This is a genomic window from Paenibacillus odorifer, from assembly GCF_000758725.1.
GTDB lineage: Bacteria > Bacillota > Bacilli > Paenibacillales > Paenibacillaceae > Paenibacillus_AQ > Paenibacillus_AQ odorifer.
The window spans coordinates 6,131,436-6,151,743 of the sequence record NZ_CP009428.1 but is presented as its reverse complement, the minus strand read 5'-3'; the positions used below and the strand labels follow the sequence as shown (position 1 = coordinate 6,151,743).

Here is a 20,308-nt window from a genome sequence, read left to right as displayed (position 1 = left end):
AAAGGGAAGTCATGATTACAAAAGAAGATAAAAACAAGGCTCGTCTCAAAAGACACCTGCGTGTTCGTAAGAAGATCCAGGGAACTACTGAGCGTCCACGTTTGAACGTATTCCGTTCTTCGAAACACATCTACGCTCAACTGATCGATGATGTTAAAGGGGTTACTATCGTATCCGCTTCTACACTTGATAAAGATCTGAGCGCTAACATCGGTAATGGCGGCAGCGTTGAAGCTGCAGCGAAAGTTGGCCAATTGGTCGCTGAGCGTGCCAAAGAAAAAGGATATGCAGTGGTCGTATTCGACCGCGGAGGTTACTTGTACCATGGACGGATTCAAGCATTGGCTGATGCAGCTCGTGAAGCTGGTCTTGAATTCTAGAATAATTCTTAAAAGGAGGTTAACGACTTGCGTGTAGATCCGAACAGTTTAGAACTGACAGAAAGAGTTGTACACATTAACCGTGTTGCAAAAGTTGTAAAAGGCGGACGCCGTTTCAGCTTTAGTGCACTTGTTGTTGTGGGCGACGGCAACGGCTACGTCGGTGCTGGTATCGGTAAAGCCGGCGAAGTTCCGGATGCCATCCGTAAAGGCATTGAAGACGCCAAGAAAAACCTGATTCACATCCCAATCGTAGGAACTTCGATTCCCCATCTCGTTACTGGACACTTCGGCGCAGGACGCGTGTTGCTGAAACCAGCATCAGAGGGTACTGGCGTTATCGCTGGCGGTCCAGTTCGTGCGGTATTGGAATTGGCAGGCGTTGGCGACATTTTGACAAAATCACTGGGTTCTTCGAATTCCATGAACATGGTCAATGCAACTTTGGAGGGACTTTCCCGTCTGAAACGCATTGAAGAGGTCGCGAAACTTCGCGGCAAATCTGTCGAAGAATTGCGCGGTTAAGGAGGGGAACGTCAATGGCAAAATTGCAAATTACCCTCGTACGTAGTGTAATCGGACGTCCAGAAACACAACGTGTTACTGTTAAGACGCTCGGCCTGCGTAAACTCAACACGACAGTGGTTCACAATGACAGTCCTGCAATTCGCGGAATGATCAATAAAGTGAGTCACTTGCTATCTGTAACTGAAATTGAAGGCTAATCGCCTCGCATAAATTAACAAACATAAGGAGGTGCAAACGATGAAGTTACATGAACTTGCTCCAGCTCCTGGTTCCCGCAAAGAACGCAATCGCGTTGGTCGTGGTCCTAGTAGCGGAAATGGTAAAACTTCCGGTCGCGGTCACAAAGGTCAAAACTCACGTTCTGGCGGTGGTGTTCGTCCGGGCTTCGAGGGTGGACAAAATCCGCTCTATCGTCGTCTGCCTAAACGTGGTTTCGTCAATCCTACCCGTAAAGAGTATGCGATTGTGAACCTGGAAGATCTGAATAGCTTTGCAGAAGGAACTGAAGTGACTCCGCAGTTGTTGCTTGAAACTGGTGTTGTCAAGAATTCCAAAAGCGGCATCAAGATTCTCGGCAACGGTGAGTTGACCGTAAAATTGACTGTACAAGCAAATAAGTTCTCTCAATCTGCGGTAGAGAAAATCGAGGCTGCCGGCGGTAAAACCGAGGTGATCTAATGTTCAAGACGCTTAAGAATATCTGGCATGTTGAAGATTTGCGCAAAAAGATCCTGTTTACCTTGTTCATTCTGTTTATCTACCGTATCGGTTCGTTTGTTCCGGTTCCTGGTGTAAACAAAGATGTACTGGCAACAGCAAATCAGAGCGGTGACGCTTTGATGGGACTCTTGAACACCTTCTCGGGCGGAGCGCTCAAAAACTTCTCGATATTTGCGATCAGTATTTATCCGTACATTACAGCATCCATCATCGTGCAATTGCTGTCGATGGATGTTGTTCCTAAGTTTGCTGAATGGGCTAAACAAGGGGAGCACGGAAAAAAACAATTGGCGCAAATCACTCGTTACGGTACAGTGATATTAGCCCTGATCCAAGGTTTTGCTACGTCGATAGGGTTTAACCGGATATACAATACTCAAATGATGCCGAATGCGACATTTGCTGATTACTTGCTGGTTGCCATTATCTTGACGGCAGGTACTTCTTTCTTGATGTGGCTTGGTGAACAGATTACCGAAAAGGGAATCGGGAACGGGATTTCGATCCTGATTTTTGCGGGAATCGTCGCCGGTATCCCGGGATATATCACAAGTACGGCTAACTCAAGCTTTATTCAGCCGGATCAGGTGTTCCTGAATATTCTTAAAGTCGTTATTGTGCTGATTGTGATTGTAGCGATTATTACAGCAGTTATCTTCGTGCAGCAAGGTATTCGGAAGATTCCTGTTCAATATGCTAAACGCGTAGTTGGCAACAAAATGTACGGTGGACAGAATACACATATTCCGCTGAAAATTAATGCGGCAGGTGTAATTCCGGTAATCTTCGCCGTATCATTGCTTCAGTTCCCAGTTGTTCTCTCCAGTTTCTGGTCAACACATGCCTGGGCACAATGGATTACCAAATATTTGGCAACCGATGCTCCGCTTGGTATGCTTCTGTATGTAGTGATGATCATCGGGTTTACGTTCTTCTATACGTTCGTACAGATGAATCCTCAGCAGATGGCTGATAACATGAAGAAGAATGGTGGTTACATCCCAGGTATCCGTCCTGGTAAAGCTACAGAGAAATATCTGACTAGAGTAATGTCTCGTTTGACTATGTCAGGCGCGTTGTTCCTAGCTTTGATCTCTGTACTACCGATGTTCTTCGGTGCTATATCTGGATTGCCCAAAGAAGTTCGAATTGGTGGCACTGCGCTGCTTATCGTAATCGGCGTGGCATTGGATACTATGAAGCAGATCGAGAGCCATTTGATCAAACGCCATTACAAAGGCTTCATCAATAAATAGGTGATAGGTTCCGGTGAAGCTTAAGTTTTTATTCTTCCCGGCACCTATTATGCTGTTTCTTGCTTGGTGGCGAACTTTTGGGGGGAGAGAGAAATCGTGAACATTTTATTCATGGGCCCTCCTGGGGCAGGCAAGGGAACACAAGCGGCAGAAATCGTTAAAGAATTTGGTATTCCTCATATTTCGACAGGAGATGCTTTCCGTTTGGCAATCAAACAGGAAACTCCGGTAGGATTGAAGGCCAAATCATTTATAGATCAAGGTTTGCTTGTACCAGATGATGTGACCATTGGGATAGTCGAAGAACGGTTGCAGCAGTCCGATTGCGAAAAAGGATTTCTATTGGATGGTTTTCCAAGAACTCTTTCGCAAGCGGAAGCGCTGGATGATATTCTTAGCCGTTTGAACACTTCTTTGGATCATGTCATCAACTTGAATGTTGACCGTGGATTGCTAATGGCGCGTCTTACTGGACGTCGTATCTGCAGCGTTTGCGGAGCATCCTACCATTTAATCTTCAACCCGCCGAAGCAAGATGGCATTTGCGACATTGATGGCGGTGAGTTATATCAACGTCCGGATGACAACGAAGAAAGTGTAGGCAAGCGCCTGGATGAGTATGATAATAAAACAGCGCCGCTGCTTGCGTTTTATGATAATAAAGGTCTTTTGCGTCAGGTAAACGGGGAAAACGAAATTAATGTCGTTACTTCTGAAATCGTGTCTTTAATGCGGGGTTAATGTAATGATCATTTGTAAATCCGAACAGGAACTTGCCTTTATGAGGGAAGCTGGTCGAATTGTTGCCGAGAGTCACCGTCTTATTGCTCAGGCCATTGAGCCTGGCATTACAACGGGCGAGCTCGACAGAATCGCCGATCAATACATTCGCAGTCAAGATGCTGTGCCGTCTTTCAAAGGCTACAACGGTTTTCCTGCCAGCATTTGCGCTTCAGTCAACGAACAATTGGTGCATGGATTTCCAGGTAAACGTAAACTGATCGAAGGCGATATTGTTACGCTGGATATCGGTGCAGAGTACCGCGGTTATCACGGTGATTCCGCCTGGACCTACGGTGTGGGCAGCATTTCCGAAGAGGCTCAGCGTTTGCTGGACGTTACGGAAGGCTCCTTGTACGCGGGACTGGCGTTAGTTAAGCCGGATGTGCGCTTGTTTACAATCTCCCATGCTATTCAGCAGTACATCGAAGAGGCTGGTTTCTCAGTCGTACGTGAGTATGTTGGTCATGGTATTGGGGCAAAACTGCATGAAGAACCGCAAATTCCGAATTATGGCATAGCGGACCGCGGACCACGTCTGAAACCGGGTATGGTGCTCGCGATTGAGCCGATGGTAAACGCAGGAAAGAGACATGTCAGAACACTGGAAGATAACTGGACTGTCGTTACGGTTGATGGCTCACTATGTGCTCACTTCGAGCATACAGTAGCAGTTACTCCGGACGGCATGGAAATTTTCACAAAACTGAATGCGTAGGTGATCTCCTCTTGAATACTGTGAGCAGCCCGCAGGTTGGTCAATTAGTGAGAATTCTCAAAGGCAAAGATGCCGGAGAGGCAGCCGTTGTTATCGCAGTTGTTGATAGCAGATTTGTATACATTGCAGATGGAGACAAACGTAAGTTTGATGGGCCAAAGAAGAAGAATATTCTTCATCTTGAGCTCATACCCTTCATCAGCAGTGAGGTTGTGGACAGTTTGAAGGAAACTGGGCGGGTAACAAACGGAAAGCTGCGATTCGCAGTCATGAAGTATGCTGGACCCACCGGAATAAGTGCTGATGAGAAAGGAGACTAACTGTGGCTAAGGAAGATGTCATTGAAGTAGAAGGTACTGTCCTTGAACCGTTGCCAAACGCAACGTTTAAGGTTGAGCTTGAGAACGGTCATCAAATACTTGCCCATGTATCCGGTAAATTGCGGATGCACTTTATCCGTATTTTGACCGGAGACAAAGTGGTCGTGCAGTTATCGCCTTATGATTTATCAAAAGGTCGTATAACTTACCGTAAATAGATGGGAACTACGAAAAAAGTTTTGCTTCGCAAAACTTTGAGGAGGTAATTAACATGAAGGTAAGACCTTCTGTAAAGCCCATTTGCGAGAAATGTAAAGTAATCCGCCGCAAAGGGACTGTTATGGTGATTTGCGAAAATCCGAAACACAAACAAAAACAAGGTTAAGAAGGGGGTGTAGCGTAAAATGGCTCGTATAGCTGGAGTGGATTTGCCACGTGACAAACGCGTTGAGATCGCCTTGACTTATATTTTCGGAATCGGTAAAACGACTTCTCAGAAAATTCTTAATGAAACAGGCATTAGCGCTAATACACGTGTCCGTGATTTGACGGAAGATGAAGTCAGCAAACTGCGTGAAACGATCGACAAAACGGTTAAGGTTGAAGGTGACCTGCGTCGTGAAATTTCCTTAAATATTAAACGTCTTACTGAGATCGGCTGTTACCGCGGTGTTCGCCACCGTCGTGGATTGCCTGTTCGCGGTCAACGTACTAAAACGAATGCCCGTACCCGGAAAGGCCCGCGTCGTACGGTAGCAAACAAAAAGAAATAATAAGGGGGGATAAGAGACAATGGCTAAACCGAAAAAAGTCGTACGTACCAAACGTCGCGACCGTAAAAATATCGAATCCGGCGTGGCACATATTCGTTCCACGTTCAACAACACCATCGTTACCATCACGGATCCTCACGGAAATGCAATTTCCTGGGCAAGCTCCGGCGGCCAAGGATTTAAAGGTTCCCGTAAGTCCACTCCATTCGCAGCGCAAATGGCAGCTGAATCAGCAGCTAAAGCAGCTATGGAGCACGGCATGAAGTCGGTTGAGGTTATGGTTAAAGGACCGGGCGCGGGCCGCGAAGCAGCCATCCGTTCCCTTCAAGCTGCAGGGCTTGAAGTTAACCTTATTAAAGACGTAACTCCGGTTCCTCACAATGGATGCCGTCCGCCTAAGCGTCGTCGCGTATAGTGAAATCAGTATTGTGAATGTGGTATAATTCTGACGCATCTGCTAATAATAGGTGTTTAGGCATACTACATGATGCACCTGATGGGGTGACAGTTTCATATAGGAGCGACGTTGAAGGAGGGGTAAACTCGTGATAGAAATCGAAAAGCCGAAGATTGAGACCGTAGAAGCTAATGATGAAGGTACCTATGGGAAATTCGTAGTTGAACCGCTGGAACGTGGGTATGGCACGACTCTGGGGAACTCGCTTCGCCGGATATTGCTTTCTTCGCTTCCAGGAGCCGCAGTGACTTCGGTCCAAATTGACGGCGTTCTGCATGAGTTCTCGACCGTTCCAGGCGTAATGGAAGATGTGACGGAAATCATTCTGAACCTTAAAGCCTTGTCTCTGAAGATTCATTCAGACGAGGAAAAAGTGTTCGAGATTGATGCTGAAGGGGAAGGCATCGTTACCGCAGGTGATATCCGTGCGGACAGCGATGTTGAGATCCTCAATCCGGATCTTCACATTGCAACGCTGGGACCTGGTGCGAGACTTCATATGCGTATTTTTGCAGGCCGTGGTCGCGGCTATGTCCAAGCGGACCGGAACAAACGTGACGATCAGCCAATTGGTGTTATTCCAGTTGACTCCATCTATACTCCAATTTCACGCGTTAACTACGGCATAGACAATACACGTGTTGGTCAAGTGACTAACTACGACAAATTGACGCTTGAAATTTGGACGGATGGAAGTATCAGACCGGAAGAGGCTGTAAGCCTCGGAGCCAAAATTTTGAACGAGCACCTCGTTCTGTTCGTAGGTCTTACGGACGAAGCGAAAGACGCCGAAATTATGGTTGAAAAAGAAGAAGACAAAAAAGAAAAAGTACTTGAGATGACAATCGAAGAGCTTGATCTTTCTGTTCGTTCCTACAACTGCCTCAAACGTGCTGGTATTAATACCGTACAAGAGCTTACCACGAAGACTGAAGAAGATATGATGAAGGTGCGTAACCTTGGTCGTAAATCTTTGGAAGAAGTTCAGGAAAAGCTTGAGGAACTTGGTTTGGGTCTCCGCACAGAAGAATAGCTGCAGATTGCTTTAGTAAAGGAGGGAAAACACAATGGCATACCAAAAATTGGGCCGTGATTCCAGTGCGCGTAAAGCGTTATTTCGCGACATGGTAACGGATCTGTTTTTATACGAGCGCATCCAAACAACGGAAGCTAAAGCGAAAGAAGTTCGTTCTATCGCTGAAAAGCTGATCACTAAAGCTAAAAAAGGTGATCTTCATGCTCGTCGTCAAGTAGCTGCATTTGTTCGCCGCGAGACTGTTGATGGTGAACAAGATGCAATTCAAAAATTGTTCTCTGACATTGCTCCTCGTTACACTGAGCGTCCAGGTGGATACACTCGTATCCTTAAACTAGGACCTCGTCGTGGCGACGCTGCGCCTATGGTTTATCTTGAATTGGTAGACCGCGCGTAGTATCACAAGTATTGATTTCCGATGCTTCCCTTTCATCCAGCCCTCTTTGGAGTAAAGATGGGGGAAATATCAGCGTTATTGTGCTGCAGAGGCGCAAGACTCTGCTGTACTAATAACCGTGGGAATCACCTTGGTTCAATTGAAGGAGCTCCCGCAGGGGCTCTTTTTTTTGAAATTAAGGATCCTATAGGACTTGTAGTTCTATATATGAAAAATGGATGCCGTCCTTCTAGGGACGGCGAAGCCATTTCTTCAAATAGAAGATCAGACAGTGCTTCGATCGACGTTCTGCTGACCGGTTTAAAAAGGAGAACGGAATGCGCAATCTATTGATGAAGGTCAATTATGACGGAACGAATTATGATGGCTTTCAGACCCAGCCTCAGGGCAATACGATTCAGGATCGGCTGGAGCAAGCCATACTCCATCTGACTGGTGAGAAGCTGAAGATTACTGCTTCAGGCCGCACAGATGCCGGAGTACATGCCTATGGCCAGCCTTTTAACTTTACAACCTCCTCTCGAATCCCAACTGAACGTTGGTGTCTAGCGCTTAATGCCCGGCTGCCACAAGACATCGTGGTTACAGAGGCTAGGGAAGTTCCGCTAACGTTTCACTCTCGTAGAGGGGCTAAGCGTAAAACTTACCGATACACGATTAATGGCAACAGGTTTCCAGATCCGTTTCAACGGCGCTGGCAGCTTCACCATCCAGTGAAGTTGGATATTCCTGCGATGCAGCAAGGCTTAACGCAAATTATAGGGACACATGACTTCACTTCGTTTGCATCACGACGGTCTACGAAGACTTCTCATGTACGAACGATCTTTGAAGCTCATATGGAAGTAGATCGCAGTATGTGCCGACCCTCTTCATCAGATCAAGGAGTTATCCATACTTATATAACGGGTAGTGGATTTCTTCAGCACATGGTTCGCATTATTATGGGGACTTTGATCCATGTGGGGGAAGGTAAAATACCTGCTGATAAGGTTGCTGAAATATTGGCAGCATGTGATCGATCACATGCTGGTCCAACAGCTGTGGCCATGGGGTTAGCTTTGTGGAGTGTTGAATATGACGAGATTGAAAGTGAATAGTTTTTTCTATAAATTTCTTCCTAATTAATAGGCTAAATGTTTAAAAATCACTTGCACTTGTTATGTTTATACTGTAATATAAAAGTTGTGTTTTCTTGATGGCTATCCCACAGCCCCGATCAGGAAAATGCCAAAAAAATGCTTTGCTTAACTCACATAATCGTAATTCAATGAGAAACAAGATATACGAAACAGAAGATTTTCGTACGAGAACAAGGAGGAAACATTCATGCGTACCACCTATATGGCGAAGCCGAACGAAGTTGAACGCAATTGGCACATTATTGATGCCGAAGGCAAAACACTCGGTCGTTTGGCCAGCGAAGCCGCTGCTTTGATCCGTGGCAAACACAAACCGCAATTCACTCCACACGTTGATACAGGAGATTTCGTTATCGTAATCAACGCTGAGAAAATTCACTTGACCGGTAAGAAATTGCAAAACAAAAAATACTACCGTCACTCGATGCACCCAGGTGGTTTGAAAGTTACTAATGCTGAAACTCTGCTGAATACTAAACCAGAACGCGTAATTGAATTCGCGGTTCATGGTATGATTCCTAAGACTCGTCAAGGGGACCACATGAAGCTGAGATTGAAAGTATATGCAGGCGCCGAGCATCCACATGCAGCACAAAAACCTGAAGTTTACGAACTTCGCGGATAAGAATAGAGGAGGACAGTTTCATGGCACAAGTACAATACTATGGGACAGGTCGTCGTAAACATTCGGTAGCACGTGTTCGCCTTGTACCGGGTGAAGGACGCATTGTCATTAACAAACGTGAGATGGACGAATATTTCGGTGTGGAAACACTGAAAATGATCGTAAAACAACCTTTGAACCTGACTGAAACACTGGGCAACTACGATGTAATCGTTCTTGCACATGGTGGCGGCATTTCCGGTCAAGCTGGAGCAATTCGTCACGGTATCTCCCGTGCATTGCTTAAAGTTGACCCTGAATATCGCGGTGCATTGAAGAAAGCCGGCTTCCTGACTCGTGACCCACGTATGAAGGAACGTAAGAAATACGGCTTGAAGGCTGCACGTCGTGCGCCTCAGTTCTCGAAACGTTAATATCTACAGAATTCAACCCTTGGCCTTATGGCCGAGGGTTTTATTTTTTATTGCCCCTTTCCACAAGAAATGGGCTTTTTTTGCATCTATTTACTAATTCTAACGGTTGAAACGCATTGACTTCCTCAGTAAAAGTTATATACTATTTCATATAGAATTAGTTGGTTTTATTACTTCTTTTACCTCATTTATTCATACGATTAATATTTTGGATGGAGGAATACCTTAATGAACCTGCTCGAGAAAGAGGATTTAATCAAAGTTAAGGCCGAAGAATTAGAAACTGCTTCACCCGAGGAAATTATCCGCTGGGCTGTAGAAACATTTCCTAACATTACTTTTGCCTGCAGCTTTGGTGCCGAAGATGTAGTGCTAGTTGATATGCTTCACAAAGTTAGTCCGTCTACAGACGTCTTTTATCTCGATACAGATTATCATTTTAAGGAAACCTATGAGACCAGAGATTTGATGGCGGATAAATACGGGCTGGAGTTCGTACGAGTGTCTCCACAAATCACTCCGCAGGAGCAAGCACTTCAACACGGTGATGCGTTATGGACAGTAGATCCTAACCAATGTTGTGGGATTCGTAAAGTAGAGCCGCTGACTCGTATCCTATCTCAATATGAAGCTTGGATTACAGGCATTCGTCGTGACCAAGCGCCTACCCGTGCTAATGCCAAAAAGGTTGAGTATGATTATAAATTTGGTTTGGTTAAGTTTAATCCAATTGCGGATTGGACAACTGAGGATGTATGGAACTATATTCGTGAAAATGATGTAATTTATAACCCTCTACATGACCGTAACTATCCAAGTATCGGCTGTGAGCAATGTACACGTCAGGTTATGCCTGGTGAAGATCCGCGTGCTGGACGTTGGGCTGGATCAGAGAAGACTGAGTGCGGATTACACAAGTAAGACCTATCCCCGTGAGAACCCAGAAGGAGAGACGATAATGACTTCAATACGTCCGCATGGCGGAACATTAGTAAACCGTGTAGTAGAGGGTACAGAAAGAGAAGAATTGCTGCAGCTTGCACGTGAATATAAGGCGATTGCCGTGAACACCTGGACTTTATCTGATTTGGATCTAATAGCGGTAGGTGCATTTTCTCCACTAACTGGATTTTTGAATGAACAAGATTATCACTCCGTAGTCAAAAACATGCGTTTAGAAGATGGCACAGTGTGGAGCATTCCAATAACACTTGCTGTAGAAGAGGATGTGGTCTCTGGTTTAGCTATTGGAGACAAAGTATCTCTAATCGGTGAAGAGGATGGCGAGATCTACGGTTTATTGGATATTGAGAGTATTTATACGGTTGATCAAAACCTTGAAGCGCAAAATGTATTCAAAACAACAGACCCTGAACATCCAGGAGTAAGTAAGCTGTTGGCCCGCCCGGCTACCTATGTAGGAGGACCAATTACAGTGCTGAATAGACCACAGCCAGAAAAGTTCGGAGAATTTTATTTTGACCCTTCAGCTACACGTAAGATATTTGCAGACAAAGGCTGGAGAACAGTTGTAGGCTTCCAGACGCGTAACCCAGTTCATCGTGCACATGAATATATTCAGAAGTGCGCTATGGAGGTTGTAGACGCTCTGTTCTTAAACCCGCTTGTGGGTGAGACGAAGTCTGATGATGTACCGGCAAATGTACGAATGAAGAGCTACCTGGCGCTTTTGGAGAATTATTATCCTGAGGATCGTACCTTTCTAGGTGTTTTCCCGGCAGCCATGCGTTATGCAGGTCCGAGAGAAGCGATTTTTCATGCTATGGTTCGCAAAAATTACGGCTGCACCCATTTTATTGTCGGACGTGACCATGCGGGTGTAGGTGATTACTACGGAACTTATGAAGCACAAGAAATTTTCGCGAATTTTACCGCTGAGGAACTTGATATTACTCCATTATTTTTTGAACACAGCTTCTTCTGTAAAAGATGCGGAAATATGGCTTCCAGTAAAACCTGCCCGCATCCTGGCGACGATCATATGACTTTGTCGGGTACAAAGGTACGGGCTTTGCTTCGGGAGGGTCAATGTCCACCTCCTGAATTTACGCGACCTGAGGTTGCGCAGATTCTAATTGAAGGCATGACTCAAGAAGTAACAGCTTAATCATCGTTAGCTAGTACTATTTGGCCTTCTTGTCCCATATAGATGAGTATTATCTATCGGGACGAGGGGGTCTTTGTTATGTCTGGCCGAAAACACAGTAAAGTCTCGGTCTGGATCTCATGGAGCAGTATCAAAAAATGTATGCTGGGCGCAACACTGCTGGCTATAATGATCGGCATTATAGCGTATGACATGCCTACTGCCAAAACGTTAAATTATTGGAGTCTGCCTTTGTCTGGTAAAGTGATCGCTATCGACGCTGGACATGGGGGAGCAGATGGAGGGGCAGTTAGCCGGGAAGGGCTAATTGAGAAAGACATTAATCTCGCGGTCTCTCTTTATTTACGTGATTACCTGCAACAGGCAGGGGCTATTGTTGTGATGACCCGTGAAGGGGATTATGATTTGGCTCAGGAGGGCACTAAGGGCTATTCTAAGCGCAAGACTGAAGATCTTAAGCAAAGAGTAAGAAGCATTGAAGAGAAGGGCGCAGATCTTTTTATAAGCGTTCACATGAACAGCGTGCCTTCGAACCGATGGAGCGGGGCGCAGACCTTTTACTATCCCAATCACAAGGATAATAAAGCTATCGCAGAGTTTGTACAGAGTGAGCTGAAAACTACACTGGAGAATACTGATCGTGTAGCTAAGACTGTAAATACTGTTTATCTATTAAAAGCATTAAAAATACCTGCGATCCTTGTAGAGGTCGGTTTCTTGTCGCACCCTCAGGAATCAGTTCTGCTCGGAGATGATGTTTATCAACGCAAGGTAGCGACTAGTATATATCGTGGCATTCTTCGTTATGCTTCCGAGTAGCCGGGACTACTCATCAGGAGATGGGTAATGCTATAATAGACAAAAACTCCGGAAGAATTCTCCTCCGGAAAGGAAACAGAGGTGCTTTCCATGCTGACTAGGGAACATGTCCAGGAAATACTGCAGTCATTAACAGACCCGGAAACCGGAAAAAGCCTTGTGGAACTACAGCTGATCCGTGACATTATGATTAAAGAAGATCGTATTTCTTTGTCAATCGTATGTCTGGATCCTGAAGAGCAAAGTCGCATGGACCTAGAACAACAGGTTCGTGAGTTGCTTGAAGCGGGTGGAGTCACTAATGTACATATCCGGCTGCGTGATGCAACCGATTATGAACGTGCTCTGCTTCGCGGAGAGAGTGCTGGGGAAGAGCCATTGGCTGATGAACCGGGGAAACTTAAGGGACATGCAGCAGGCCTTGACGATCATGAATTAATCAATGAGAACTCTGGTGTTAACTTTATCGCCATTGCCAGTGGTAAAGGCGGGGTTGGAAAGTCTACGGTTACTGTGAATTTGGCAGTAGCTCTGGCTAGAAAAGGTAAAAAGGTTGGATTGATTGATGCGGACATTTATGGGTTTAGCATCCCTGATATGATGGGAATCGAAGAGGGCCCCGTTGTAGAAGAGGGAATCATTATTCCTGTGGAACGTTTCGGAGTGAAGGTCATGTCTATGGGCTTCTTTATCCGTGAGAATAGTCCGGTAATTTGGCGGGGACCTATGCTTGGCAAAATGCTGCGCCAATTCTTTGGTGATGTGGGCTGGGGAGAACTTGATTATATGCTGCTTGATCTTCCTCCAGGTACAGGTGATGTGGCGCTTGACGTACATCAGATGCTCCCTCACAGCAAAGAGATTATTGTTACGACCCCTCATGCTACCGCAGCGTTTGTGGCGGCTAGAGCGGGCTCTATGGCTCTGCAGACAGAACATGAGATTATTGGAGTCATTGAGAACATGGCTTATTATGAGTGTAAAGACTGTGGTAAAAAAGATTATATTTTTGGCAGAGGTGGAGGCGCGCGGCTTGCGGAGACACTCCATACGGAGCTGCTTGCACAAGTTCCATTGGGCGCACCGGACAACCATATTTCTGAACCGGATTTCTCACCTTCTGTATACAAGGAAGACACACCAACTGCCTTGTTGTTTGCTGATATCGCCGATAAGCTGATTGCGAAATATGAGCACTAATTATTGTGCATAAAAAGAGGCCGTCCCACTTTGTTAGGTGGGATAAGGCCTCTTTTTTGTTATGTGCTTGAATCATCGCCGCTACCGCTGCCACTTTCACCACCGCTGCCGCTGCCTTCCTGTTTATCGCCGCTTTCGCCGCCCTTTTTCTGTTCCTTTGGTTCGAGCTCGTCCTGAACGACCTTTTTAAGTAAATTCAATACCTCCATCCGGAATAATGGAGTCTGCATAGATTCCTGGATGGTCTTCATGGATTGCTTTCGGTAGTCAGGTGTTTTGGTTAGATTAAGAAACATGGTCATCATTTCTGGAGACTTCATGATTTCTTCGACGGATTTTTGATATGTGGGATCTTTAATTAGTTGCAGGTGCAATTCTTTGCTTTGTGATTGAATGGCTTTAGCAAAATCGCCTGCGAACTTGGGATCAGTCATAATTTTCTCGATTTCCTTTTGATATTCCGGTGCAGTGAGGGTATCTTTAACAGCGGTTTTTATATCCTCTGTTGTTTGAAGTGGCATCATTTTCATACTCATTCCGCTGGTGCCTCCAGAACTGGAATTTGATAATGATTCCTCAACTGCTTTTTTGCCATCTTCACTTTTTAATATATCAATAACCATGGTCTTCATTTCTTTATAACTGCCCTGACCAGAAGAAGAACTGCTCTGCTCACTTCCGCAAGCCGTTAAGGCCATAACAAAGCTTAAAGCCAAACCCACAGATCCGATAAATCTCCATTTCATTGGCGCTGCCCTCCTTTATTAGGATTCTCCAGTTGTATTATGCCGCATTAACACACATTTATGTTGCTGATGTAATGGTGTTTTGTCGGTATCCTTGGTAAAATAAATCTGACATAGGGGAGGTGAAGTGGCTGAGTATAAAAAAATGGTTTTATTTATTTTGGACAACCCTTCTAATAGGAGCGGGCGGAGCAGTAATCGCAGGTCTGGCACTGCAATTCGTGAACGGTCGAATTGATTTCAAAAGTGTCGCTGATTTCTTTTTATACCCGCTGATACTATTCGGCTACGGTATGCTTGTCAGTGTTTATGCGCAACTTGGTTTTTTTGCTTATCTAATTTTGAATTACATGGGCAATGGTGTTTTCCCACCAAAAATTTGGAAATACATACAACTGGTGCTTTCTGTGCTCGCATTGCTTGAACTGATTTTTTTGCGTACCGTCGTTGGCGGGGAAAGAAGTGTCTTGTCTGATCTAATATTAGGAATCTTTATTTTGTTAGCTGCCATTATTGTGTCTTATTTCAAAGTGAAAAGTACAAACATCTCAGCTTGGATTCCAACCCTCTTTTTTATGACAGCTATTTCAATTGTGGAAATTATCGGCGTGCTCCGTATAGGTGTTGATAGTGCGACAGTGTTTATTGTTGTTCCGCTCATCGCCTGTAATGCATTCCAAATTTTGATGCTTCACCGTATTCTCAAGCCGGCAGCCGGATAAAGGCTGGGGCGAATTCAGCAAATCATGAACCCCGTGCTCTGGCCTTCAGAAGACGGGGTTTTTTGCTCTAGAATGTATCCTAACGATTAAAATCCGCTGGAGGAGGTTAATCTTAAAGAACAATAGAGCGGATTCTTTGTGTGTAGCAACGCTCACAAAACTAAGTAGATGCTTCCGAAGCGAGTTTTGTACGTAGTAATACAAAGCGTAGCATCGCTCACAAAACTTTCAGGAGGGGAATATATGGACATCAAGCGCTATATGATAAAAGACACAAATGAAATCCAGCTTAACAAGCTGGACCCGGACGATACAGGTAATTTTAAATCAAAAAAAGAAGCAGAAGCCAAAACAGAGCAGTTAAAGGAACGGTTGGCAGAACTTCAAGATATTCTTTTTGCACAGAAAAAGCACTCACTACTCGTAATTCTGCAAGGGATGGATTCCAGCGGTAAGGATGGAACGGTTAAACACATTTTTTCAGGGATCAATCCACAAGGCTTTATAGTGACCAGCTTCAAGAAACCTTCTCTGGAGGAAGAAGCTCACGATTTCTTATGGAGAGTGCATCAAAAGACCCCCCCTAAAGGCTACATCTCTGCATTTAACCGCTCACACTATGAAGATGTATTGGTACCGCGGGTACATGGGGGACTGAAAAAGGATGACTTGAAGCGCCGCTTTCGTTACATACGGCAGTTTGAGGAGATGCTGGTGGAAGAGGGAACGACAATTATCAAGCTTTTTCTGCATATTTCAAAAGAAAAGCAGCTTAAGAAAATCAAAGAACGGCTTGAAGATCCCAAAAAACACTGGAAATTCGACGCAAGTGATCTACAGGAGCGGGAGTTTTGGGATGATTACCAAGAGGCATATGTAGATGTTTTTAAGGAGTCTAGTATTGATAAAGCACCCTGGTACTGGATACCAGCCAATCATCAATGGTACCGCAACTATTTGGCCTTATCCATCGTTGTAAAGACACTGGAGAGTCTGGATCTGAGCTATCCGAAGCTGAATACCCCCACACCCGACATATCGGAGCTCATTTCCCCGCGTCATTAATATTTGGATAAGACCAACATCTATTGCGGTACCTAAGATTGGGAGGAGCGTTACAGCCCAGCAGCATCCTCTAAGGCACTATTTAGTGAGGCCGAGTCACGAACCTCTTTACCCTCTGCGTTGCTTTGGCTGATCAGCTCAGAGACGGTAACGAATTCATAACCTTGTCTGCGGAGCTCATCGATAATTTGCGGAAGAGCTTCGTGAGTTTGTTTGCAGGAATCGCTGGCATGCAGTAGAACGATATCACCAGGATGTGCTTTAGTCGTTACACGCTTCACGATATTGTCTACACCTATGTTCTTCCAGTCTAGAGAGTCTGTGTCCCACTGGATGACTTTGTAACCAAGATCATTGGCCACTTGCAGAACTCTTTTGTCAAAATCACCATTAGGCATACGAATTAGATTGGGTTCTTTACCGGTTAATTCTGTAAGCACAGTGTGAGCCGTTGTGATCTGAGTGCGAATCTCTTCGTTACTTAGAGTGCTGTAATTGACGTGTTTATGGCCATGACTGCCAATTTCGAATCCTGCGTTTTTGATGCTTGTTACAATATCGGGGTGAGTCTTACTCCATGGTGACGATAGGAAGAAGGTGGCTTTGTCCACTTTCTTGTCTTCAAGTACCTTCAAAATTGGTTCGGGTCTCTTTTCCCCCCAGCTAATATCGAAGGTTAGGGCAATCAGCTTCTTCTCTGTTGGCACACTGTAAATGGCAGAAGGTCCAGCCTCAGAAAAAACGGTGATATTACCCCTCTCGACATAGACAACTCCAGCAGCAAGAAGCACAGCGGCGAAGATATAGATGAACCTTTTGATCTTTTTGCCGCTGAATACATAAAAAGAATTCATTAATGACAGCGCTCCTCTCCCATGCGAAATGCTTGTTTGTTCTAAATGTATGCTCGTACCGCACGGTTATGACCTAAGAAACAGAGATCACAATTTCAGGAGGTATTTATGTTGTCGTTCTTCACGTTTGTTAAAGATATTAAATCGATCCGCAAGGCTTTGCTGCTATCCTGTCTGCTCTTCGTAATAGGAGCGGTTGTTGGCTGGGTAGCCACAAGTAGTCTGGAAAAACTATTGGTTCAGCAATTGGAAGGGCTAAGTGAGATCAGCGGAAACTTAAGAGACACCTCTAATCCGCAATGGAACTTCTTTGTATTTATATTTTTGAATAACGCCATCAAGGGCGTGGTTATTATTTTCCTGGGAGCGTTGTTCGGCATATTGCCAGCTATATTCTTATTTATAAACGGAGCGGTAATTGGCTACTTGATACATTTATCCGCACTGCAAGGACAGGATTTGTTCGATTTAATCGTAAAAGGATTACTGCCACACGGGATTATAGAGATTCCGGCAATCATTATCGCTTGTGCCTTTGGACTGCATTTTGGCGGGAAAGTGATTTCAAGTTTATTTCGATCTACAGATAGAAAAGAGGAGAGAAGCGCAGACTGGTCTGCTTTCATGCGTCAAACACTTACGGCTTCCATATGGACTGTAATCCTGTTATTTGTTGCAGCCATTATTGAAAGTACAATTACTTTTTCACTTTTATCATAAAACTTCCGGGAATAGAGCATAACATTAAGGGCGTTCATCCAAGGATTGCCTAAAGGTAAGGAGTATATAATCGACACGAAACCATAAAGGGAATTTTTAATAATTATGGTTATAAAAAGAGGACTCCGGTTAATCTAGTGTAAGAGGATCTTAAGGCAGCTTTCTCCATGAGATGTTACTTACTGTTTATGCACAAAAGTTTTGGGGGTTTAGAGAAGGTGTTAATTGCAACTTCATGAAGGAGGCCAAGCATATGTTGGGAATGTTGTTTAACGAAAAGGAATGCAAGGAACTGGATTATGTTTTGAGAAAAGAACTAGATGAGATGCTGTTAGATTTGAGTGATCAGCGCTTGGACCAAAATATCAGGCACGCCATCGCTAATAGATATAAGACTGTATTCCGGATGTATGCTCGCTTCGCTCCTCAGAAAGAGCTTTCCAAGTATGCATGGGGTGGACGTTCTTCTCAGTATAAACACTGAAGATATACGAGAATTGCTACAGTTTTATAAAGTTTTCAGATTATTTAATAAAATAGCTTGACTAAAAAGGAGTGCTCATGATAAATTATATCTCGCGCTCCTTTTGCTTGTGTAAAAGGGAAGCGGAAGGCAAGAAAAATTGAAAAAAAAGATTTTTCAAAAAAAAGACTTGCCAAACAGCTTAACACTGTGATATATTATAAAGGTCGCCGCTGATAAATAACGACGACGAAATGAGAGACATTGATCTTTGAAAACTGAACAACGAGTGAGTAGGAAATCACGTAAGTGAGGTCCGAAATTAGAGAATTAATTTTCTCGTCAGATGTTTCAAAATGAGCATATCGCTCTTTTCAATACTAATTGGAGAGTTTGATCCTGGCTCAGGACGAACGCTGGCGGCGTGCCTAATACATGCAAGTCGAGCGGAGTTATTTTGAAAGCTTGCTTTCAAAATAACTTAGCGGCGGACGGGTGAGTAACACGTAGGCAACCTGCCCTTCAGACTGGGATAACTACCGGAAACGGTAGCTAATACCGGATAATTTCTTTTTTCTCCTGAGAGAAGAATGAAAGACGGAGCAATCTGTCACTGAGGGATGGGCCTGCGGCGCATTAGCTAGTTGGTGGGGTAACGGCCCACCAAGGCGACGATGCGTAGCCGACCTGAGAGGGTGAACGGCCACACTGGGACTGAGACACGGCCCAGACTCCTACGGGAGGCAGCAGTAGGGAATCTTCCGCAATGGGCGAAAGCCTGACGGAGCAACGCCGCGTGAGTGATGAAGGTTTTCGGATCGTAAAGCTCTGTTGCCAGGGAAGAACGTCCGGTAGAGTAACTGCTACCGGAGTGACGGTACCTGAGAAGAAAGCCCCGGCTAACTACGTGCCAGCAGCCGCGGTAATACGTAGGGGGCAAGCGTTGTCCGGAATTATTGGGCGTAAAGCGCGCGCAGGCGGCTATTTAAGTCTGGTGTTTAAACCTTGGGCTCAACCTGAGGTCGCACTGGAAACTGGGTGGCTTGAGTGCAGAAGAGGAAAGTGGAATTCCACGTGTAGCGGTGAAATGCGTAGATATGTGGAGGAACACCAGTGGCGAAGGCGACTTTCTGGGCTGTAACTGACGCTGAGGCGCGAAAGCGTGGGGAGCAAACAGGATTAGATACCCTGGTAGTCCACGCCGTAAACGATGAGTGCTAGGTGTTAGGGGTTTCGATACCCTTGGTGCCGAAGTTAACACAGTAAGCACTCCGCCTGGGGAGTACGGTCGCAAGACTGAAACTCAAAGGAATTGACGGGGACCCGCACAAGCAGTGGAGTATGTGGTTTAATTCGAAGCAACGCGAAGAACCTTACCAGGTCTTGACATCCCTCTGAATCTGCTAGAGATAGCAGCGGCCTTCGGGACAGAGGAGACAGGTGGTGCATGGTTGTCGTCAGCTCGTGTCGTGAGATGTTGGGTTAAGTCCCGCAACGAGCGCAACCCTTAACTTTAGTTGCCAGCAGGTAATGCTGGGCACTCTAGAGTGACTGCCGGTGACAAACCGGAGGAAGGTGGGGATGACGTCAAATCATCATGCCCCTTATGACCTGGGCTACACACGTACTACAATGGCCGGTACAACGGGAAGCGAAGCCGCGAGGTGGAGCCAATCCCATCAAAGCCGGTCTCAGTTCGGATTGCAGGCTGCAACTCGCCTGCATGAAGTCGGAATTGCTAGTAATCGCGGATCAGCATGCCGCGGTGAATACGTTCCCGGGTCTTGTACACACCGCCCGTCACACCACGAGAGTTTACAACACCCGAAGTCGGTGGGGTAACCCGCAAGGGAGCCAGCCGCCGAAGGTGGGGTAGATGATTGGGGTGAAGTCGTAACAAGGTAGCCGTATCGGAAGGTGCGGCTGGATCACCTCCTTTCTATGGAGAATCGTTCTCTGCAATGAGAACATTCAAATCGGAAGTTTAACTTCCACAATAGAACCTTCGGGTTCGAACACTCACTCGTGTTCAGTTTTGAAAGAGCA

27 protein-coding genes and 1 rRNA gene are annotated in these 20,308 nt (G+C 45.3%); 26 read left to right on the top strand and 2 right to left on the bottom strand.

The features are described from left to right. Nucleotides 1-11: 11 nt before the first annotated feature. The 21 genes from rplR to PODO_RS26840 all read left to right on the top strand — a co-directional run bounded on the left by rplR (nucleotide 12) and on the right by PODO_RS26840 (nucleotide 13,692). Nucleotides 12-380 (top strand): 50S ribosomal protein L18, encoded by a 369-nt coding sequence (gene rplR, locus PODO_RS26940; RefSeq protein ID WP_036680564.1) that lies wholly within the window; start codon nucleotides 12-14, stop codon nucleotides 378-380. 27 nt (nucleotides 381-407) lie between these two features. Next, nucleotides 408-905, top strand: coding sequence for a 30S ribosomal protein S5 (rpsE, locus tag PODO_RS26935; protein ID WP_036652980.1), 498 nt, complete (start codon nucleotides 408-410; stop codon nucleotides 903-905). Nucleotides 906-919: 14 nt separating this feature from the next. After that, entirely contained in the window at nucleotides 920-1,105 is a 186-nt protein-coding gene (gene rpmD, locus PODO_RS26930) for a 50S ribosomal protein L30 (protein ID WP_036680567.1), read from the top strand. Nucleotides 1,106-1,145: 40 nt separating this feature from the next. Beyond that, the gene (rplO, locus tag PODO_RS26925; protein ID WP_036680569.1) at nucleotides 1,146-1,586 is read left to right on the top strand and encodes a 50S ribosomal protein L15; all 441 of its coding nucleotides are present in this window, start codon (nucleotides 1,146-1,148) and stop codon (nucleotides 1,584-1,586) included. Further along, nucleotides 1,586-2,884: a preprotein translocase subunit SecY gene (gene secY, locus PODO_RS26920; protein WP_036680571.1), complete on the top strand. Its 1,299-nt coding sequence runs from the start codon at nucleotides 1,586-1,588 to the stop codon at nucleotides 2,882-2,884. Before rplO ends, secY begins: the two co-directional genes overlap by 1 nt. Nucleotides 2,885-2,980: 96 nt before the next feature. Beyond that, on the top strand, nucleotides 2,981-3,625 hold the full coding sequence (locus PODO_RS26915; RefSeq protein ID WP_038573451.1) for an adenylate kinase: 645 nt from the start codon (nucleotides 2,981-2,983) through the stop codon (nucleotides 3,623-3,625). A 4-nt stretch (nucleotides 3,626-3,629) separates the two neighbouring features. After that, nucleotides 3,630-4,382: a type I methionyl aminopeptidase gene (map, locus tag PODO_RS26910; protein ID WP_038573450.1), complete on the top strand. Its 753-nt coding sequence runs from the start codon at nucleotides 3,630-3,632 to the stop codon at nucleotides 4,380-4,382. Between the two features lie 11 nt (nucleotides 4,383-4,393). Next, the gene (locus PODO_RS26905) at nucleotides 4,394-4,702 is read left to right on the top strand and encodes a KOW domain-containing RNA-binding protein (RefSeq protein WP_036680581.1); all 309 of its coding nucleotides are present in this window, start codon (nucleotides 4,394-4,396) and stop codon (nucleotides 4,700-4,702) included. A gap of 2 nt (nucleotides 4,703-4,704) precedes the next feature. Then, nucleotides 4,705-4,920, top strand: a complete 216-nt coding sequence (gene infA / locus PODO_RS26900; protein ID WP_036652996.1) for a translation initiation factor IF-1 — start codon at nucleotides 4,705-4,707, stop codon at nucleotides 4,918-4,920. Between the two features lie 53 nt (nucleotides 4,921-4,973). After that, nucleotides 4,974-5,087: a 50S ribosomal protein L36 gene (rpmJ, locus tag PODO_RS26895; RefSeq protein WP_003322638.1), complete on the top strand. Its 114-nt coding sequence runs from the start codon at nucleotides 4,974-4,976 to the stop codon at nucleotides 5,085-5,087. 19 nt (nucleotides 5,088-5,106) lie between these two features. Then, the gene (rpsM, locus tag PODO_RS26890; protein WP_036680583.1) at nucleotides 5,107-5,475 is read left to right on the top strand and encodes a 30S ribosomal protein S13; all 369 of its coding nucleotides are present in this window, start codon (nucleotides 5,107-5,109) and stop codon (nucleotides 5,473-5,475) included. Nucleotides 5,476-5,494: 19 nt separating this feature from the next. Further along, entirely contained in the window at nucleotides 5,495-5,890 is a 396-nt protein-coding gene (gene rpsK, locus PODO_RS26885) for a 30S ribosomal protein S11 (protein WP_019908251.1), read from the top strand. Nucleotides 5,891-6,020: 130 nt separating this feature from the next. Next, the gene (locus tag PODO_RS26880) at nucleotides 6,021-6,965 is read left to right on the top strand and encodes a DNA-directed RNA polymerase subunit alpha (protein ID WP_036680585.1); all 945 of its coding nucleotides are present in this window, start codon (nucleotides 6,021-6,023) and stop codon (nucleotides 6,963-6,965) included. Nucleotides 6,966-6,999: 34 nt separating this feature from the next. Continuing rightward, nucleotides 7,000-7,365 carry a 50S ribosomal protein L17 gene (rplQ, locus tag PODO_RS26875; RefSeq protein ID WP_019908254.1) on the top strand — a complete coding sequence of 122 codons (366 nt, stop codon included), beginning with the start codon at nucleotides 7,000-7,002 and terminating at the stop codon, nucleotides 7,363-7,365. Nucleotides 7,366-7,682: 317 nt separating this feature from the next. After that, nucleotides 7,683-8,465 (top strand): tRNA pseudouridine(38-40) synthase TruA, encoded by a 783-nt coding sequence (truA, locus tag PODO_RS26870; protein ID WP_036680587.1) that lies wholly within the window; start codon nucleotides 7,683-7,685, stop codon nucleotides 8,463-8,465. A 229-nt stretch (nucleotides 8,466-8,694) separates the two neighbouring features. Continuing rightward, nucleotides 8,695-9,132, top strand: a complete 438-nt coding sequence (gene rplM, locus PODO_RS26865; RefSeq protein ID WP_036680589.1) for a 50S ribosomal protein L13 — start codon at nucleotides 8,695-8,697, stop codon at nucleotides 9,130-9,132. 20 nt (nucleotides 9,133-9,152) lie between these two features. Next, a complete protein-coding gene (rpsI, locus tag PODO_RS26860) occupies nucleotides 9,153-9,545 on the top strand; it encodes a 30S ribosomal protein S9 (RefSeq protein WP_025706574.1) in 393 nt (130 codons plus the stop codon). A gap of 228 nt (nucleotides 9,546-9,773) precedes the next feature. Then, on the top strand, nucleotides 9,774-10,466 hold the full coding sequence (locus PODO_RS26855; protein WP_036680616.1) for a phosphoadenylyl-sulfate reductase: 693 nt from the start codon (nucleotides 9,774-9,776) through the stop codon (nucleotides 10,464-10,466). Between the two features lie 37 nt (nucleotides 10,467-10,503). Beyond that, complete coding sequence (gene sat, locus PODO_RS26850; RefSeq protein WP_038573446.1) at nucleotides 10,504-11,673, top strand: sulfate adenylyltransferase; 1,170 nt, start codon at nucleotides 10,504-10,506, stop codon at nucleotides 11,671-11,673. 78 nt (nucleotides 11,674-11,751) lie between these two features. After that, on the top strand, nucleotides 11,752-12,492 hold the full coding sequence (gene cwlD, locus PODO_RS26845; RefSeq protein WP_038573445.1) for an N-acetylmuramoyl-L-alanine amidase CwlD: 741 nt from the start codon (nucleotides 11,752-11,754) through the stop codon (nucleotides 12,490-12,492). Between the two features lie 90 nt (nucleotides 12,493-12,582). Beyond that, on the top strand, nucleotides 12,583-13,692 hold the full coding sequence (locus PODO_RS26840; protein WP_038573443.1) for an Mrp/NBP35 family ATP-binding protein: 1,110 nt from the start codon (nucleotides 12,583-12,585) through the stop codon (nucleotides 13,690-13,692). Nucleotides 13,693-13,751: 59 nt separating this feature from the next. Here PODO_RS26840 and gerD read toward each other — a convergent pair whose 3' ends face one another. Then, nucleotides 13,752-14,438: a spore germination lipoprotein GerD gene (gerD, locus tag PODO_RS26835; protein WP_036680627.1), complete on the bottom strand. Its 687-nt coding sequence runs from the start codon at nucleotides 14,436-14,438 to the stop codon at nucleotides 13,752-13,754. 131 nt (nucleotides 14,439-14,569) lie between these two features. Here gerD and PODO_RS26830 point away from each other — a divergent pair, with 131 nt between their 5' ends. Next, nucleotides 14,570-15,160 carry a KinB-signaling pathway activation protein gene (locus PODO_RS26830; protein ID WP_038574906.1) on the top strand — a complete coding sequence of 197 codons (591 nt, stop codon included), beginning with the start codon at nucleotides 14,570-14,572 and terminating at the stop codon, nucleotides 15,158-15,160. Nucleotides 15,161-15,403: 243 nt separating this feature from the next. Next, nucleotides 15,404-16,225: a PPK2 family polyphosphate kinase gene (locus PODO_RS26825; protein WP_052097348.1), complete on the top strand. Its 822-nt coding sequence runs from the start codon at nucleotides 15,404-15,406 to the stop codon at nucleotides 16,223-16,225. 50 nt (nucleotides 16,226-16,275) lie between these two features. Here PODO_RS26825 and pdaB read toward each other — a convergent pair whose 3' ends face one another. Next, nucleotides 16,276-17,079, bottom strand: a complete 804-nt coding sequence (gene pdaB / locus PODO_RS26820) for a polysaccharide deacetylase family sporulation protein PdaB (RefSeq protein WP_036680629.1) — start codon at nucleotides 17,077-17,079, stop codon at nucleotides 16,276-16,278. Nucleotides 17,080-17,187: 108 nt separating this feature from the next. On the opposite strand from pdaB, the gene PODO_RS26815 reads away from it, so the two are divergent. From PODO_RS26815 to PODO_RS26805, 3 genes are all read left to right on the top strand, one after another. Continuing rightward, nucleotides 17,188-17,799: a stage II sporulation protein M gene (locus PODO_RS26815; RefSeq protein ID WP_036680630.1), complete on the top strand. Its 612-nt coding sequence runs from the start codon at nucleotides 17,188-17,190 to the stop codon at nucleotides 17,797-17,799. Nucleotides 17,800-18,052: 253 nt separating this feature from the next. Then, nucleotides 18,053-18,283 (top strand): hypothetical protein, encoded by a 231-nt coding sequence (locus PODO_RS26810; RefSeq protein ID WP_036680631.1) that lies wholly within the window; start codon nucleotides 18,053-18,055, stop codon nucleotides 18,281-18,283. A gap of 360 nt (nucleotides 18,284-18,643) precedes the next feature. Then, a 16S ribosomal RNA gene (locus PODO_RS26805) occupies nucleotides 18,644-20,201 on the top strand. Nucleotides 20,202-20,308 lie beyond the last annotated feature (107 nt).